Source organism: Pararhizobium sp. LjRoot238 (assembly GCF_964252955.1).
Taxonomy (GTDB): domain Bacteria; phylum Pseudomonadota; class Alphaproteobacteria; order Rhizobiales; family Rhizobiaceae; genus Pararhizobium.
Map to the genome: position 1 here is coordinate 1,387,401 of NZ_CAXUPP020000001.1, position 16,212 is coordinate 1,403,612.

Here is a 16,212-nt window from a genome sequence, read left to right on the forward strand (position 1 = left end):
GAGGGGCCCACTGAGAGGAAGCTGGAAACGGAAGGAGGCGCTCGACCCGAACGGGGAGCGCCTCCTTCTTTAACCCGGACGACGTCGAACGTGCCAGCAATGCAGCTTGCCACAGGATGTCATCGAAACGGGGGTGATACGCGATAGATGGAGATTGTCTTGCTCCTGTTCAAGATGCGTCTAAATATGACATCACGACGGTGCAATCTGCATTCAACATACTCGATAAACGAGTTGCTCGATCGAGCGCGCTAGCGGTTAACCTCAATGGATGACCGCAATGGGGCCGACAGCGGAAATCACGCATACGTTAAATTTGATGTCAGCCGCATATCTCCGCAGCGGGAACGCGGAAATTATTTCCGCTTTCGCCTCCGTATACGCGGGAAAGGATTATTCTTCGACGAAGAAATCCTCGTCCAGTCGCTTCACCTCCACCGTCCGGGCGACACGGACGCCTACCCCATGCTCGATCATCAGGTCGGCCAGGCGGTCGCCGTCGATGAGGACGATGCGCTGCGGCAGGTGGCGGACGAAGTCGGTGGCCGGGGCTGAAAAGCTGGATGTCGTGACGAAGACACCCTTGGCTGCGCCGACGCCGACAAGGCTGCCGAGAAAGCCCTGCACCTCAGGTCGGCCGACGCTGACATGAGACGCATAGCGCTTGGCCTGCACGTAGATGCGATCGAGGCCGAGGCGGTCCTCATCGATCACGCCGTCGATCCCGCCGTCGCCGGATTTGCCGAGCCGGCGAGCGGCGTTCTCATGGTTGCCGCCATAGCCCATGCCCACGAGCAAATCGACGATGGCGCGTTCGAAGAAGGCGGGGCTCTGTGCCAGGATGCGTTGGAGCAGGTCTGCCTTTAAGGCCTGATGCAGCACGGCTTGCGCGGCATCGATCTGTTCCTCAGGCGTCGCGGATGTGGTGGCATCGATGGATTCGCCGGCACCGGCTGAAGCCGTATCCATGCTTCCGGCACCCGACGTGCTGGAGGCATAGAATTCGGCAAAGGCCGGATAGGTTTTCAGGGTGTCCACATTGATGAAGGCGGGATTGGTGGCCAGCAACGCCTTGCCCGCTTGGCTTGCCACGAAACGGCCGCGCGCCGGACTGTCGATCAGGCCCGCCTTGGTCATGTAGAATTTTGCCCAGTGGATGCGATTGTGGAAAATGCGCTGACGGCCGCTCGGCAGCATTTCCTCCCGCTCCGCGACGGACAGACCAAGCTGATCCGCCAGCTTTTCCGCCGCATCGGGCACACGCGTTTCGCCTTCAGCGGCAAGCAGCAGAACCGGAAGCATCAGGGATTGGTAATCGGGGATTGTCATCAGTTGCTGGCCCATTCTGTAGGTAAAGTGGGCCATCCAAGTTTGTTCAACTCGTCCTGCGGCAGTCTACCGTGCCGCTCTAGGGCAATTTGAAGCCGCTCGGTCAACCATTGCTGCCCCTGCAAAGAGAGCTGGACGGCCGCTAGTTGTCTGTAGGCCTTGTACGGGTTCGTGTTGCCCTGGCCTATCGCATGATTTCTCTGCGTCGAGATGAACGCGTCGTGGCTGAGCGCATCCATGAGGGCATTCAAGGAAACACCATTTGCCATAGTGCCGGCAACAAACTCGGCGTGATGCACCCGGATGTATCGCGGCCATGTGTCCTTCCATTCCCGTACATTAATTTCGTCGGCAGATGCATCGTCTCGCCTCGGTACGTATTTCATGCCGATGGCGCGGCCGAATATGATGATGTCTCGCGGGTCACGGGTCAGGCGACCAACGAACATCAATGCCCCATCCGTGACACTGGTCGGTCGCTTGTTGGCCGGGTATGTCAAAGCCCAGTGGCAGAGAGCACTCTCGACCTCATCGCGCACCGGAAATGATAACGAAACTCGGTTGTCGCCTTCACCAAGAAATTTTACATACGCTTGCTCACCATTGATGACACCAGTGGGCAGTGGAGAGCTAAACACATCAGCGCCGGTTACCCCGAAATCTGGCAGGCTTTCCGCGGAACCATGGGGCGCTCCCCTAGCCAAATGATTTACGACCGCTCGCTCCCATTCATCCAATTGTTGAGTGGTCAAATCTGCACCGCCGCATGCCCAGAGCTTTTCAAAGTAGTCCTTGGATGCAGAGATGATTTTCGGTTCATCCGACACTAGCCCGAACTCGTGATTTCTCGTCAACGCCGCCTCCGTGAGATTGGCGGACGTGACAATGGCTCGCCGTATGCCAAAGACATAGACCTTGGCGTGGAGGTTCTTGATCCCGCGGACCGTCGCTCCAGCGACAAGCAGTGCTCTCAGCGCTCCGATGTCGCTTACACCATCAGCAAAATCTGAGAGACTGAACCTGGTAATGACACGCATTGACTTGGGCGCGTGTGACAAAATCCGCTTGGCGGCACGATGCTTGATAAACGGAGATATGACGCAAAGGTTGTGAGACTCGAGCGCAAGGCCTTCGTCGAATTCCTTCGTCCATCCTGCATCCACAAGACGTGAATTCATCCTACTGTTCCTCGATCCCACGCACTAGGTTCAGCAGTCGCCGGAAGTCTTCGTTATCAGCATCGCCCTTCCAGAAATTGATGAACTGGCAGACGACCTGAAGATTACCGTCCTCGTAGTGGCCGTTGCTATCGATCCGGTCGAGGGACGGCAGGAGGTTCTTGTCATCATGCTGACCTTGAAACTGGAATGGGATGCCGGTCAGTGCGCACCTATTATCCTGTTGTGTCAGAAGCTGACGGATCAAGGTCTCGAGCTGCTGCGACGTCATCCGCAGCTCTTTGTTTTTCAGGGTTCGCTGAACAAGTTGCCCGTTCGAATTCTTGACTGTGTTCTCGACGTTCTGACGCATATCGACGATCGAACGGTCCATTGCACCCAGTACCCGTCCGTCATCCTTCGAACCCACAGCGGGCATCAAATCGCCCTCAGCCTCCATTTCGATCAGTGTCGAAAATATCCAGCAGAACGAATGCGCGTCGATGAGGCGAACAGACTTCATGCCTGCTTCCTGCTCGATCAGGGGCCTCATCTGCTGAAGCAGGTCGAGGAAGGCACTATAGTTTTCCCAGCTGCACTGGCGCAGTGTAGAGAAATTAATGCCCATTTCCTTGAACAAGCGATCAAAGCCGGTCGGCTGGATCGGCATGAATCGATCGATGTCCTTCAGGAAATACAGGTAGGCCAGCAGAGGATACTTCCCGCCCGTGATGACGCTCAGCTCCTCGAAGAGCTCGCCCTCGTCTCCGTCACCGACGTAAAGCGCGTACAGCAGTCGCTCAACTTCGTTGCGGAGCTTGGGGTTGATTTGCGCCTCGATGAAGACCCGGTGATTGCGGTTAGTGTGGCCATACCGGTTCTGCCAGAAGACAAGATTGTTCGTCAGGTTGCGGCGGCTGTCTTGGATTTCAATCGCATCGATCACATGACGGAGGATTTTGCCAGAACCGATAGTGGCTTCCGACCAGGTGTCCGGAGCCAGAATTGTCAGGGCGTGGTCACGTAGCTTTGGCTTGTAATCTTCCCAGCTCGCCGCCAGTCCCTCCTCAAAATTGGTGAAGGCATGTCCTTTGGTTCGAGCGGTGACAAGCCGCTGGAAGCGCTGGAACAGGGCCGTGAAGTTCGCAGGGAATTTCGATCCACTCGCAGCACCGGATGACTGCGACGACATTGTGGCGGAAGCCGCGTACCAGTCGAGGAAGCGGTTCAGCGCTCCCTCCGTCGTGATCTCGGCGCGCAAGGTGGATGGAGTGGACAGCGGAGCGAGCAGACCATTGAGGTTAGAGTTCTTTGCGTAGGCGATCAGTCGGACCCCGTCCATTTCAGGCGGTGCCGGCGGCTCAAACCATAGGGTCAACTCCGCAAGTGTGCGATGAAGCGCCAGAACCCGGCCCCGCGGCGTCTTGAAACCGATCACATACTCCGTCGGCGTCTTTGCCGGCGCTCCAAATCTGGTGCGGAGGTTTTGCTCAGCCGTCGCTATTGGCACACTCATTCCGCCGCCTCCTGCAGCGCCTCGGTATCGACAGGGGCCAGCGCCTCGGCCAGCAGCGCGTCGAGCAGTTTTTTCCGCGTCTCGTCGGCGCTCGTCAGGCTTGATTCCAGCTGGTCGCACAGCGCCATGAGTTCATCGACCTGGGCGACGATGCGGTGTTGCTCGGCCAGCGGTGGGAGAAAGAAGATAGCTGCTTCAACCTGCTTCGAAGAAATATGGGGAACGCCGTTGCTCCTTCCCGGATCGATCTGCTCCGTAAAATGTGGCGAATTGATCCAAAGATAAAGGAAATCCGAGCGGAGGTTTGACGAGAGCACGAACCGCCCTACTCGTTGCAGCAAAAGGGCGGGCAAATCACTCGAAGATATGCGCGCTACCTTCGTGCCTGTGACGATGAAAGGTCGATCCAGCGAAACTACGACATCACCCTCGCATAAACGGAATCGCTCAAATTCCGGTACCATGCTCTCTGGAAGGCAAACTGTTTCGGCCCAGTTCAGTGTGCCGTGCCCCACATTGGCGTTTCTAACTAGGCGGGTACCAGATTTGGTAAACCACTCGCTTTTGAACGCATAACCATTTTGTAGGGTCGCGACGTCGCCAACTCGAACCGGACTGTCAACCCAATCATCATGGACGGATAGCTTTCCGCGGACGGCGAGGTTGAGGATGGTCTGGCGTAGCGTCTTGATCTGGTCCGGCCGCGCGGTGAGTGCCGGCAGAGCATCCAGGGCGAAGCGGGCGTCGTCGCGGAAAGTCTCCGGATCGGGTGTGTTGAGGCGGGCAAGGCTTGCCGCCGCCAGCCGGTCCCGCTTCGCCTCCCGCTCAGTTCGCGCCGCTTCCAGCGCGTCGCACAGCGCCATGAGTTCATCGGCCTTGGCGACGATGCGGTGTTGTTCGGCGAGCGGCGGGAGAGGGAAGCGATAACCGCTCAAACCTTTACCCGTGAAGTGCTTGATGCCGGTCCCGGTAAACGATTCGGCCAGTCGACCATCGTTCGCGCTAGCCTTGAGCGCATAAACGAAAAAAGTGGAATCAACCAATGACGTGAAACGGACCCGGTGAATGGCCTTTTGAAAGTAGACGCCTTGCGCCCTTTCGTCCCAAACAGCTGCGCGCCCAGGCTCGCCCCCTTCGCAAATAAGAACGTCGCCCGCGCGTAGCGTAAACTCAGCCAGCTCTGTGTCCTCGAACGGCATTTCTTGAAGATCAGAAAGATCAAAGTCGAACCATCGGACATTGATATTGCGGAGATAGGTCCGCGGTACCCCTTTGTTCTTCGCCTTGTCGAGCATCTTGCCCAATCGGGCGTCAGCGACAGCTGCAACGTCAATCCACGCCCACAACGCCGGAAGGGGAAATGCTCCGTCAGGCAAGACACGGGCGTTTATTCGCCGGAGAACCATCGACGCCGGCTCATCCGCCGGGTCTTGCGGCACGAGCTTGCCCCGCACTGCCAGGTCGAGAATGAACCGCCGCAGCCGGGCGATCGCATCCGGCGCATCGGCAATCTGTTCATAATGCAGCAACAGGCGCTCGGCGTTCATCGGGCAAGCGCCTCTGCCAGAATGGATTTTAGCTGGTCGCGGAGGCGGGCCGCACTGGTTTCAGCACCCATCAGCTCTTCCAGCAGGACCTCCGGGTCGCCATGGTCATCGGCCACGGTGTGCGGGTTCTTGACATCCAGATTGTAGCCACGCGCCTTCACCTCTTCCAAGGTGACGCGCCAGGCTTGCGGGCCTTCTTCGCGTCTCTCTCGCGCCTTGCCGCCCCACCAGTCCACGCAATCCTGCAAATGCTCCTGACGGATCGGCTTTGTCATGGAATAGGCCTTCTGGCCCTCCGGCACGCGGTGTTCCCAGTACCAGATGTCCCTGGTCGGCGTGCCCTTTTCGAAGAACAGCAGGTTGGTGCCGATCGAGGCATAGGGCTTGAAGACGGAATTGGGCAGGCGCACGATGGTGTGGAGGTTGCACTCCTCCAGGAGATGCTCCTTCAGTCGCGTCTTGATGCCTTCGCCGAACAGCGAGCCATCCGGCAGGACGACGGCGGCGCGACCGCCGTCTTTCAATAGGCGCACGATCAGCGCCAGGAACAGGTCCGCCGTCTCCTTGGTGCGGAAGGTCGGAAAGTTGTTTTCGATGCCGTCTTCCTCACGTCCGCCGAAGGGCGGGTTGGTCAGCACGATATCGACGCGCTCATCCTTGCCCCAGGAAATCAGCGGGCGGGCCAGCGTGTTGTCGTGGCGCACGAAGCTCGGGTCCTCTATGCCATGCAGCAGCATGTTGGTGACACAGAGCATATGCGGCAGCGGCTTCTTCTCCACGGCGCGCAAGCCTGCTTGCATCTTTTCCCGCTGGTCCGGCGTGCGCACATGGTTTTTTTCCATGTGGCGGATGGCACAGGTCAGAAAGCCGCCCGTGCCGCAGGCGGGATCAAACAGCGTTTCGCCCGGTGTGGGATCGATACGGTCGACCATGAAGGCGGTCAGCGCGCGCGGGGTATAATATTCGCCTGCATTGCCGGCCGATTGCAGGTCGTTCAAAATCTGTTCGTAGATTTCGCCAAAATGCTGGCGCTCCGTCAGGCTGTTGAAATCGACGTCGCTGATCTTGTTGACCACCTGGCGGATCAGCTGGCCGGATTTCATGTAGTTGTAGGCATCCTCGAACAGATCGCGCACCACGCGGCGGCGGTCCCCCGGCTGTGCCGAGACCGGCACCATCTTCAGCGCCGGGAACAGCTCGCCATTGACGAAGTTCAGAAGCGCCTCACCGGTGATGCCTTCCGGGTCTGCCGCCCAGTTGCGCCACTGGAATTTCTCCGGGATCGGCGAGACATAATTGTCGTGGGTCAGCTCCAGTTCCTGGTCCTGATCGTCCATGATCTTCAGGAAAAACATCCAGCACAGCTGGCTGATGCGCTGGGCATCGCCATCGACAACTGCAAGGTTTCCAAATTTATTCCCATTTTGAGACGGAAATTGTTCAATGAATCCGGGGCACATTTTTTCTCAAATTATTTTCAATACAGTAACATTAATGCACGACATAGTTGCCGTCGGCGTTCTTGAGTACGGCGCTGACGCCTCCGCTAACAGGCAGCGCGTCTCAAATGCCGTGTTCGCGATTTGATCGCGAGACCCTTTCATCGACAACGACTAAGCAACCTGTTTTTTCACCGCTGCTTCGGAAAGTCCGGTCCATCCCAGCACGCACGGAATAACTTTTTGGAGCCATCAAGATCGGTCCACACACCGTCTTGCCTCCAATCGAGGACGATTTCCCTATCACGCCCAATCAACTGAAGCTTCGGAGCAGGGCGAATACCGACTACCCGCCAGCCTGTCGTCCGATCCGCTGGCACCTCTTGCGAATGAGAAACAGGAGGTTCGCCCCGAAGTCTCGATGAAAGGACGGATAGCGCCTTGTCTCCTCCAACGCCTCTTCGAGGTTTGAGGCAACCCTGTCGGAGAGCTCCCGTACCCGTCTTGTGACGACAGCAGGGCTGAGGCCGACGGCCGACGCGAATTGCCGCCAGTCATTGCCGTTAAGTTCGTTGGCATTGCTCTTTGTCGCGATCTGTTGTGGAAGCGACTGGTCAACCTGCTTATACACTGCCGCGCACATCAGGTCGTAGAGCGGCGCGAGTTTGGCTGTTCCGGCGGCACCGACGAGAACGGAATAGTTCTTGGCGTGGGAGTCGGAGTTGCAAATCAGGATGTTGAAAATGACGGCGTCGAGCAGCTTCAGTCTTTCGGCGGGGGAAACGTAACGCGCCAGCGCGTCAAACATCTGTACGAGCGATGCACCGCCCCGCTGGCCAAGTCCAGTCCGCTCGTATTTTTCCGCCGGGAACAGGCCGAGCAGCTGGCAGAAATCTTCCTGATGAATCCGGCGGATCGTCCCTTGAGCGTCGGCAATGCGATCATAGCGCTTGACCAGCAGATAGTCTCGCTTGCCCGCCCGACCTGTCGTCACTTCGGCTGTCTCCAGTCCACAGAGCTTGGCGAGGGTCATGCAGAAGGCTTCATTCTGAACACTGCCGGTCAGGCGTCTGATGTCGGGTTTCAGAATATGTGTTGATGGGGTGCCATCGACGGGAATGGCGATGTTGCCATCGTCACCAATGTAGACGGGTAGCTTGTCCTGCACGCCCGCCAAAGACATCGACACGCCCTGCTCTCCAATCAGGAAGGGGCGCTCGGGCAGCTCATTCAAAATCCGCTCAAGCGCTGCCTCGTCCGGCACGACGCGGAAATTATTTCCGTCTCGGCGCGGTTCGCCGATCGAAAAGGCTCCGGCGGTATCACGACCGAGGCGCGTGAGAAGACCGACAATGTCCTGAGGCGAGACCTTCAGCTGCTGACCGATCTCGGAGAGGTGTGTTTCCGGCAGAAGATTGGCAAGCCAGGGCATAACCCGTCCAGCGCCGTAGGTGCCGGACCGCAAAGGCATGGTCAGCGAGATCGGGAAGGCCGTGGCGCGTTGCTCCCAGCTTGGCTCATAGGCGAGCGAAATCCCATCACGGTCGATGAGATGGGCAACGGGCCAGGTCTCGTAAAAAATCGTGGTCACGGCGACGCCTGCTCAGGAGAAACGGGGCAGGTAGCCGAGGTCGTCATCGGCTTCCGGGGCAGCCGGCTGTGCTGCGGTTTTCAGGTCGCCGAGATCAATGCCGACCGTTCGGGCCGCGATGAGGGATTTCTCGAGTTGGCAGCTGGGCTTGCCGTTCTCCAGGTCGACGATGAAGCGTTCACCGGTCCCGCAACGCTCCGCAAGCTGGGTTTGCGTCCATCCCTGCTTTTTCCTGTTTTCTCGAACAAGTGCGCCGAATTCCGCGGCCGAACGGATCATGATACGCTCTCCCTATGTTGAGCTTACCGTACAGGAAGAATTTTAAAGAATCCATGAAAACTTACCGAAGAGGAAGGAATCACGTCCATCTGGGAAATCATCCCGATCGGGAAGGCTCAAATCCTGGACTTGATCACCACTGAACTTTTGTTAAGCTGAGCGTGGATGGAGGCGAGACGATTTGCTCGCCTGGAGTTTTACACGAACTCGTCAGCGAAATGTCAAATAGGCACTCGTACCGTTCAAAGACTGCGGAGTGACGTAGATTTACGTCGTCTTGTGCGAGGAACATCCTCCCAACTGAGGGGTGGCCGCTTTCACGGCCATTGCACGTCCGCTTCAGCAATGAAGCAAAGGACGTGGACTCATGCCATCAAAAAACAAACTGAAGAATCTGAGAAAGCAGGCTACGCAGCGCCAGGGCGGGCGATGCTTCTATTGTGAACGGCCGATGTGGGACACCAACCCACAGGAGTTCATCGTGCACTATGGAATTTCGCCAGGTCTGGCAAAGCGGTTTCAATGCACCGCCGAGCATGTTGAGGCGAGAAGAGATGGTGGCAAGGACGTCGCACCGAACATCGTCGCGGCCTGCCTCTTCTGCAACACAACGCGGCATAAGGCGAAGCACCCCGTGGACGCGGCCGAACACGCGTCCCTAGTCCGTTCAAGGCTGGCAAAGGGCAGGTGGCACCCGCCGCAGATCGAGGCCGCTTTCAGCAAACGACCAGGGCCACCGGTCTGAGCCGGATAGGCTCCACGATCATCCCGATCGTGAGATCAAGCAGCTCAGATGACGCCCGAAAAACGTCGACTTGCAAAAATGTATCGCGCAATGTATCGCTCGAAGTATCGTAAACGGGCTTTTCCGTCAGAGAGTTGGCGGAAACCCCTGGAAATGCGCTAATTGGGGAAGAGTCCCACCCTCTCCGCCATAAACGCCCTGAAATTTCATTCGGATAGGCGAGCTCCGCCGATTCACCAAGTTAGGCATTTGGCTGCTGGTATGCTAACGGGGCAGCCAAGACCATGCCCGCGGCGCTTCCGCTAGAAGCTAGTGACAGGACGAGGCGCTGCGAAGCCTCACATTGGGAGAGGTCACATTAACTTTGGGTTCAGTCGGCTGCCCGGCGCATTTCAGCCGAAGCTCTTGACTGCCTTCTCTATCCCGGGGCGGGCCCTCTCCAGGTCATCGCCGTTCATGACCGCCTTGAACTCAACCGCGGCATCAAAGGCAAGGAACCATGGCTCGGCAACGGCCGGCATCTCCGAGGTGTCCTTCATCTCGAAGAAAATCAGGCCTGTTCTTTTCCCGTCGAATTCAGTGAAGTAGGCCGCTTCGGGTTTGAGATCGGCAAGGATCGATTGAATCTTGGTGACGAGGCTGCCATCCTTGATTGCTGCGTTTGCCTTCTCCACGGGAAGCGAAACCTTGAGCATCATTCGCATTTCTATCCTCCCTTTCCTGCATAACGGGCATTTGGCGGATGAAATCCAACGACGCTGTCATGCCGACGAACCGCGCGGCCTCGAGGCCAACTCGCGGTATCGTTCGCTCGATCGTAGTGCTGGCGGTCGTTTGAAACTCTTTCATACGCCAAAAATCACCGTATGACTCTGAACCTGATTTCCACAACAAACAAGTTTCATTGTTTCAAAAGCGTTTGATAGCGCTATCGCTTGTGCCGGGATTGTCCTTGGCACCTCCTTCAGGGGCAGGCGAAAATGTCGTTGCGCTGATCTTCGGTTTTCGACCTTCCAACGCGCTCCAGCGCCGTCGTAACGCGACTGCACAAATTCCTTCCCAACCGCTCTATTTTTCTCCGAACCCCGCCACATATGGCAGTTTATGCCCCGACGGATGTCGGGTAGCCGTGGGAGAAATTGTGAACGGTTTCAAGGGAGAGGTATCGTGGGTCTTAACACAAAACTTGTCGGGGCCGCGTTTGCGGTGCTCGTTTCCGCCGCCGCGGCACATGCTCAGGTGGTCGTCGGTTCCAAGATCGATACCGAAGGCGGCGTGCTGGGTAATATCATTCTCGCCGTTCTGAATGCCAACAACGTTCAGACGACCGATCGCGTGCAGCTTGGGGCGACGCCCGTGGTGCGCAAGGCGATCATCGCGGGCGAGATCGATATCTATCCGGAATATACCGGCAACGCCGCCTTCTTCTTCGAGAAGGCCGACGATCCGCTCTGGAAGGATGCGGCCAAGGGCTACGAGCAGGCGAAAAAGCTTGACTACGACGCCAACAAGATCGTCTGGCTGACGCCGTCGCCGGCCAACAATACCTGGGCGGTCGCGGTCCGCAAGGATCTGGCCGATGCCAACACTATCAAGACCTTCAGCGACTTCGGCAAATATGTCTCCGGCGGTGGCTCGGTGGTGCTTGCGGCTTCCTCGGAATTCGTCAATTCGGCGGCGGCACTTCCGGCGTTCCAGACGGCCTATGGCTTTACGCTGAAATCGGAGCAGCTGATCACGCTTTCGGGCGGCGATACGGCGGCGACGATCGCGGCGGCGGCAAACCAGACCAATGGCGCCAATGCCGCCATGGTCTATGGCACGGATGGCGGCATCGCGCCGTCCGGCCTCGTCGTCCTGCAAGACGACAAATCCGTCCAGCCCGTCTATCAGCCGACGCCGATCATTCGCGAGGCGGTGCTGAAGGAGCATCCGGAAATCGAAACGCTGCTGAAGCCGGTCTTCGAAAAGCTCGACCTTGTGACGCTGCAGGATCTGAACGGGCGCGTCCAGGTCGGCGGCGAGCCGGCCAAGGCGGTCGCGGAGGATTTCCTGAAGAAGAACGGCTTTCTGAAATAAGCTGCCGCGAAAGGGCCGGTTCCTTCTGGACCCGGCCGCAGCCGGGATGACGGGGATGGCCGTTTGAACATTCGCTTCGATAAACTGGGCGTGGTCATCGCGCTTCTCGTCGCCTATGGCACGCTTGTCGCACCGTTCGCGACGTTTCGCGCCAATCGCATCGTGCCGGGTGAGGCGAAATCGATCCTTGCGGCGCTGCCCGGCGGGGCGGGCGTTGTCCTCATCGGGCTCATGGTTCTCGCCGCCGCGGTCATCCTTCTGAAAACGCCGGCGCTGCTGCGGCTTGTCACCGCCGCGGTTGCGCTCGCCGCCATTGCGCTTTTCGTCGGCATGGCGGCGACGCATCTGACCCCGCCGGAAAACACGTATGCACGCGTATCGCCGGCATCCGGCTTTTGGATCCTGCTGTTTGCCTATGCGCTGCTGGCCGCCGATTCGATTACGCGGTTGAGGCCGCTACCGGTCGTGCGGGTTTTGCTCCTGCTGGTGACGCTCGGTGGCGCAGCCGTGATCTTGACGTCGGGGCTCTGGGACGGCCTGTCGATCCTCAAGGAATATGCGGGCCGCGCCGACGTTTTCTGGCTGGAGGCGGGCAGGCATGTGGCGCTGGCGCTCGGGTCGCTGTTTGCCGCGGTTGTCGCCGGCCTGCCGCTCGGCATTCTCTGCCACCGGGTCGAACCCCTGCGTGCCGGTGTGCTCAACACGCTGAACCTCATCCAGACGATCCCGTCGATCGCGCTGTTCGGCATCCTCATCGCGCCGCTCGGCTGGATCGCCGTCCATGTGCCGGGGGCTGCCGCGATCGGCATTCGCGGCATCGGTGCGGCGCCCGCCTTCGTCGCCTTGTTCCTCTATTCGCTGCTGCCGGTGGTGGCGAATACCGTGGTCGGGCTTGCCGGCGTGCCGCGCGAGGCCAATGAGGCGGCGCGCGGCATCGGCATGACGGACCGGCAGAGGCTTTTCGGCATCGAGTTGCCGCTCGCGATGCCGGTCATTCTCACCGGCATCCGCATCGTGCTCGTCCAGAACATCGGGCTTGCGACCATTGCGGCGCTGATCGGCGGCGGCGGCTTCGGTGTGTTCGTGTTCCAGGGGATCGGCCAGACGGCGATGGACCTGGTGCTTCTCGGCGCGGTGCCGACGGTGGTGCTCGCCTTTGCCGCCGCGATCGTGCTCGACGCCATCATTGAAATGACGACGCCGTCGAAAAACCAAGGCAGGACCGCATGATCGAGATCGACGGCATCACCAAGCGCTACGACGGCATCGCGGTCGTCGACAATGTGACGATGACGATTGCGCCGCGCACGGTGACGGTCATTGTTGGCACCTCCGGTTCCGGCAAGACGACGCTTCTGCGCATGATCAACCGGCTGGTCGAGCCGACCGCAGGTGCGATCCGTCTCGATGGTGAAGACAATCGCGCCATGCCGGGCTTCGAGCTGCGCCGACGGATCGGCTATGCGATCCAGGGGCACGGGCTTTTCCCGCATCGCACCGTCGCGCAGAACATCGCCACCGTGCCGGTGCTGCTCGGTTGGGACAAGGCGCGCATCGATGCCAAGGTGGCGGAGCTGTTGGCGTTGTTCCAGCTCGATCCCGCCGTCTTCGCCGCGCGGTTTCCACATGAGCTGTCCGGCGGCCAGCAGCAGCGGGTGGGGGTTGCGCGGGCGCTGGCGGCGGAGCCGAAGGTGCTTTTGATGGACGAGCCCTTCGGGGCGCTCGATCCGATCATCCGGGCAAAGGCGCAGGCCGATCTTCTCGATATCCAGAAACTTTTGAAAACGACGATCGTGCTGGTGACGCACGACATGGACGAAGCGTTTCATCTCGCCAACAAGATCGCCGTCATGGACAAGGGCGAACTCGTTCAATACGGCACGCCCGCCGAACTGGTCACAAATCCGGCGACGGAGTTCGTCCAGACGCTGATCGGCGCAAGCGAGCGGCCGTTCCGGCTCTTGTCGATCGAGACGGCTGGGCAGGCGGTGGAACCCGGGACTGCCGAGGGAACGCCTATTGGCGCGGAAACGAGCCAGCGGGATGTGCTTTCCGAATTGCTCTGGACCGGCCGAGATGCGTTGCCGGTGGCGGCGGCTGACGGCACGCTGCTTGGAAAGGTGACTTTGGAAGGGCTCGCCAGGCGCGCAGCAAAGCCTCAATGACGGCCTGGGTACCCTCTCTTCTGCGCGTTGTGCTGCTGGCGATCCTGCTTGCATTCCTGGTTTCGCCCGGCTGGTTCGAGCCGCTGTTGAAGCCGCTGGTGCAGGACAATGCGCCGGCGATCTATAATCAGGGCAGCTTGCTGACGCTGACGCTTCTGCATCTGCGCACCGTCGCGATCGCCACGATCGGCGCCATCATCGTCGCCGTGACGCTCGCCATTCTCGTCACGCGGTCCTTCGGGGCGGAATTCCTGCCGTTGTCGCGCAGCCTGGTGAATGTCGGGCAGACATTTCCGCCGGTGGCGGTGCTGGCGCTCGCCGTTCCAGCCCTCGGCTTCGGCGAGAAGCCGACGCTGGTGGCGCTGTTTCTCTATGGCCTCTTGCCGATCTTCGAGAATACGCTGACGGGTCTCACGACCCTTTCGCCCCCCGTGATGGAGGCGGCGCGCGGCGCCGGCATGACGGATCGCCAGCGTCTCTTCAAGGTGGAGCTGCCGCTGGCGATGCCGGTGATCCTGGCAGGCATTCGGTTGTCGGTGGTGATCAGCCTGGCCACCGCGACGATCGGCTCGACGGTGGCGGCAAAAACGCTCGGCGAAGTCATCATCGCCGGGCTGCAATCCAACAATATCGCCTTCGTTCTACAGGGCGGCCTGATCGTCGGGGCGCTGGCGGTGCTGATCTATGACGGGTTGTCGGCCATCGAGCGCGTTATGGCCCGCCGGGCGGGCCTGTAGATCACGTCAGTTGGTCGACTCGGCAATAACGCCGCGCGTTTGGCTGTTGTCCGCGTAAAATGGCTTACATGGGCTGGAGAAATACAGTTTGCCTCTTATTTCAGGGAGAAAACGGGAAACGAAGAGCGAAAGGACCCGCGTAATGGCAAAGAACACCATCTGCCTATGGTACGACAAGGACGCTGAGGCTGCCGCCCGATTCTACGCCGAAACCTTCCCCGACAGCGCAGTGGGTGCTGTCATTCGTGCACCTGGAAACTATCCATCAGGTAAGCAGGGCGACGTGTTGGTTGTTGAATTCACCGTCGCCGGTATTCCTTGTATCGGCTTGAATGGCGGTTCCGCGTTCAAACACAATGAAGCCTTTTCATTTCAGATCGCGACTGACGATCAGGAAGAAACCGACCGTTACTGGAACGCCATTGTCGGCAACGGCGGCCAGGAAAGTGACTGCGGCTGGTGCAAAGACAAATGGGGTGTGTCCTGGCAGATCACACCGCGCGCACTGACCGAAGCGCTTGCGGCAGGCGGTGATCAAGCAAAGCGTGCTTTTGATGCGATGATGACGATGAGGAAGATCGACGTTGGGGCGATCGAAGCTGCTCGGCGTGGTTGAGGCACCATCGCGCCGGAGTGTCCGCAACTGGCGGCGCAAAGCGGGCATCTGCCCGCCTTGAAGTTTGGGCTGGTGACAAATTGCAGCGGTTTATGTTGGGGTACCGGACCATCGCTCGAGATGTCATCCCTCCATAAGGCGCTGTCTTCCCGTCATCCTGGGCTCGACCCGAGGATGGTGAGAGGGAAACAGCTGCCTCGGTGATCTCGTAGAAATCTGGCGGACCCGATCAAACCTCGCGTGTCGATGCCGCTGTCACTGTCAGCGTCGTAAATCCGCTGATGGCGATTGCCGCCCGTTCGGGCACCGGGATGGCGCCGCAGAGGCTGCCGGTGGTGATGATCCGGCCCTTGGCAACGGTGTCCGTCAATGCGTTGGCAAAGGTGAGAAAAGGAGCCACCGGATCGCCGTTCGGGTGTTTTCCCGGACCGGGAAAGACGGTGTCGCCGTTTATCGTGACCGTCAGGGGCAGGGCTGCACCCGGCTCGAACACGGTCTCGCTCAGTTCTTCGCCAAGTACGTAGCCGGCATTGCCGAGGCGATCTGCGAGAAACAGCAGCGCCGGCGAGCGGCCGCCTTCGTCCAGTCGGTGGCCGAGGAATTCGACGCCGGAATAGATACCGCTCACGTATCCGAGAAGCGTTTCACGGGTATAGAGCTTGGCGCCCGGCGGCGGCAGGTCCTTGCCGAGGACGAAGCAGATTTCCACCTCCAGCGCATCGACGGCCGGTCGCTCGAAGCCGGCGTTGCCCGATGCGCTGGCATAGGTGACATGTGCCATGGGCGCGGAAACGGAGCTTCCGTCCGGGCGGATGGCGACCTTGTAGCCGGCTGTCAGCCAGCCGTTCAAAGCCAGCGTCTCGCTCTGCACGGCAAAGGCTTCGGCCGGGGTGCCGGGTTCTGCGAGCGTCGCCGAGGCCAGCCGAAGACCCCCTTTGTCGGCGTCCGACAGTTGGCGGGCAAGCATTGTCGTGGCGGAACTGGCGGGCATCTTTGTCTCCTGAACAAGCGG

General features: G+C 59.5%; 15 protein-coding genes. 6 read left to right on the plus strand and 9 right to left on the minus strand.

Features of this window, described 5'->3' with window-relative positions:
- Positions 1-393 precede the first annotated feature (393 nt).
- The 7 genes from ACSQ3F_RS06900 to ACSQ3F_RS06930 form a co-directional block, all read right to left on the minus strand.
- Complete coding sequence (locus ACSQ3F_RS06900) at positions 394-1,329, minus strand: restriction endonuclease (protein WP_436099533.1); 936 nt, start codon at positions 1,327-1,329, stop codon at positions 394-396.
- On the minus strand, positions 1,329-2,507 hold the full coding sequence (locus ACSQ3F_RS06905; protein WP_436099534.1) for a phospholipase D family protein: 1,179 nt from the start codon (positions 2,505-2,507) through the stop codon (positions 1,329-1,331). Before ACSQ3F_RS06905 ends, ACSQ3F_RS06900 begins: the two co-directional genes overlap by 1 nt.
- A gap of 1 nt (position 2,508) precedes the next feature.
- Positions 2,509-4,002 (minus strand): hypothetical protein, encoded by a 1,494-nt coding sequence (locus ACSQ3F_RS06910; RefSeq protein ID WP_436099535.1) that lies wholly within the window; start codon positions 4,000-4,002, stop codon positions 2,509-2,511.
- The gene (locus ACSQ3F_RS06915) at positions 3,999-5,549 is read right to left on the minus strand and encodes a restriction endonuclease subunit S (protein ID WP_436099536.1); all 1,551 of its coding nucleotides are present in this window, start codon (positions 5,547-5,549) and stop codon (positions 3,999-4,001) included. Before ACSQ3F_RS06915 ends, ACSQ3F_RS06910 begins: the two co-directional genes overlap by 4 nt.
- Complete coding sequence (locus ACSQ3F_RS06920; RefSeq protein ID WP_436099537.1) at positions 5,546-7,009, minus strand: N-6 DNA methylase; 1,464 nt, start codon at positions 7,007-7,009, stop codon at positions 5,546-5,548. Before ACSQ3F_RS06920 ends, ACSQ3F_RS06915 begins: the two co-directional genes overlap by 4 nt.
- Positions 7,010-7,334: 325 nt before the next feature.
- On the minus strand, positions 7,335-8,579 hold the full coding sequence (locus ACSQ3F_RS06925) for a type II toxin-antitoxin system HipA family toxin (RefSeq protein WP_436099538.1): 1,245 nt from the start codon (positions 8,577-8,579) through the stop codon (positions 7,335-7,337).
- 12 nt (positions 8,580-8,591) lie between these two features.
- Positions 8,592-8,858 (minus strand): helix-turn-helix domain-containing protein, encoded by a 267-nt coding sequence (locus tag ACSQ3F_RS06930; RefSeq protein WP_436099539.1) that lies wholly within the window; start codon positions 8,856-8,858, stop codon positions 8,592-8,594.
- A gap of 451 nt (positions 8,859-9,309) precedes the next feature.
- Between ACSQ3F_RS06930 and ACSQ3F_RS06935 the strand changes: the two genes are divergently transcribed.
- Complete coding sequence (locus ACSQ3F_RS06935) at positions 9,310-9,603, plus strand: HNH endonuclease (RefSeq protein ID WP_436102067.1); 294 nt, start codon at positions 9,310-9,312, stop codon at positions 9,601-9,603.
- 392 nt (positions 9,604-9,995) lie between these two features.
- Here ACSQ3F_RS06935 and ACSQ3F_RS06940 read toward each other — a convergent pair whose 3' ends face one another.
- Complete coding sequence (locus tag ACSQ3F_RS06940) at positions 9,996-10,301, minus strand: hypothetical protein (protein ID WP_436099540.1); 306 nt, start codon at positions 10,299-10,301, stop codon at positions 9,996-9,998.
- A 418-nt stretch (positions 10,302-10,719) separates the two neighbouring features.
- Here ACSQ3F_RS06940 and osmF point away from each other — a divergent pair, with 418 nt between their 5' ends.
- From osmF to ACSQ3F_RS06965, 5 genes are all read left to right on the plus strand, one after another.
- On the plus strand, positions 10,720-11,682 hold the full coding sequence (gene osmF / locus ACSQ3F_RS06945) for a glycine betaine ABC transporter substrate-binding protein OsmF (protein ID WP_436099541.1): 963 nt from the start codon (positions 10,720-10,722) through the stop codon (positions 11,680-11,682).
- Between the two features lie 63 nt (positions 11,683-11,745).
- Positions 11,746-12,912, plus strand: a complete 1,167-nt coding sequence (locus ACSQ3F_RS06950; protein WP_436099542.1) for an ABC transporter permease — start codon at positions 11,746-11,748, stop codon at positions 12,910-12,912.
- The gene (locus ACSQ3F_RS06955; protein WP_436099543.1) at positions 12,909-13,847 is read left to right on the plus strand and encodes an ABC transporter ATP-binding protein; all 939 of its coding nucleotides are present in this window, start codon (positions 12,909-12,911) and stop codon (positions 13,845-13,847) included. Before ACSQ3F_RS06950 ends, ACSQ3F_RS06955 begins: the two co-directional genes overlap by 4 nt.
- Complete coding sequence (locus tag ACSQ3F_RS06960; protein WP_436099544.1) at positions 13,844-14,584, plus strand: ABC transporter permease; 741 nt, start codon at positions 13,844-13,846, stop codon at positions 14,582-14,584. Before ACSQ3F_RS06955 ends, ACSQ3F_RS06960 begins: the two co-directional genes overlap by 4 nt.
- Positions 14,585-14,726: 142 nt before the next feature.
- Complete coding sequence (locus ACSQ3F_RS06965) at positions 14,727-15,200, plus strand: VOC family protein (RefSeq protein WP_436099545.1); 474 nt, start codon at positions 14,727-14,729, stop codon at positions 15,198-15,200.
- Between the two features lie 229 nt (positions 15,201-15,429).
- On the opposite strand, the gene ACSQ3F_RS06970 is transcribed toward ACSQ3F_RS06965, so the two are convergent.
- Entirely contained in the window at positions 15,430-16,191 is a 762-nt protein-coding gene (locus ACSQ3F_RS06970; protein WP_436099546.1) for a hypothetical protein, read from the minus strand.
- Positions 16,192-16,212 lie beyond the last annotated feature (21 nt).

Bases quoted from the DNA above. Each gene is read 5' to 3' on its own strand.
- osmF (WP_436099541.1), top strand. From the start codon at position 10,720: ATGTCGGGTAGCCGTGGGAGAAATTGTGAACGGTTTCAAGGGAGAGGT.
- ACSQ3F_RS06935 (WP_436102067.1), top strand. From the start codon at position 9,310: ATGTGGGACACCAACCCACAGGAGTTCATCGTGCACTATGGAATTTCG.
- ACSQ3F_RS06955 (WP_436099543.1), top strand. From the start codon at position 12,909: ATGATCGAGATCGACGGCATCACCAAGCGCTACGACGGCATCGCGGTC.
- ACSQ3F_RS06920 (WP_436099537.1), bottom strand. From the start codon at position 7,009: ATGTGCCCCGGATTCATTGAACAATTTCCGTCTCAAAATGGGAATAAA.
- ACSQ3F_RS06905 (WP_436099534.1), bottom strand. From the start codon at position 2,507: ATGAATTCACGTCTTGTGGATGCAGGATGGACGAAGGAATTCGACGAA.
- ACSQ3F_RS06900 (WP_436099533.1), bottom strand. From the start codon at position 1,329: ATGACAATCCCCGATTACCAATCCCTGATGCTTCCGGTTCTGCTGCTT.
- ACSQ3F_RS06940 (WP_436099540.1), bottom strand. From the start codon at position 10,301: ATGATGCTCAAGGTTTCGCTTCCCGTGGAGAAGGCAAACGCAGCAATC.
- ACSQ3F_RS06960 (WP_436099544.1), top strand. From the start codon at position 13,844: ATGACGGCCTGGGTACCCTCTCTTCTGCGCGTTGTGCTGCTGGCGATC.
- ACSQ3F_RS06965 (WP_436099545.1), top strand. From the start codon at position 14,727: ATGGCAAAGAACACCATCTGCCTATGGTACGACAAGGACGCTGAGGCT.
- ACSQ3F_RS06930 (WP_436099539.1), bottom strand. From the start codon at position 8,858: ATGATCCGTTCGGCCGCGGAATTCGGCGCACTTGTTCGAGAAAACAGG.
- ACSQ3F_RS06970 (WP_436099546.1), bottom strand. From the start codon at position 16,191: ATGCCCGCCAGTTCCGCCACGACAATGCTTGCCCGCCAACTGTCGGAC.
- ACSQ3F_RS06915 (WP_436099536.1), bottom strand. From the start codon at position 5,549: ATGAACGCCGAGCGCCTGTTGCTGCATTATGAACAGATTGCCGATGCG.
- ACSQ3F_RS06910 (WP_436099535.1), bottom strand. From the start codon at position 4,002: ATGAGTGTGCCAATAGCGACGGCTGAGCAAAACCTCCGCACCAGATTT.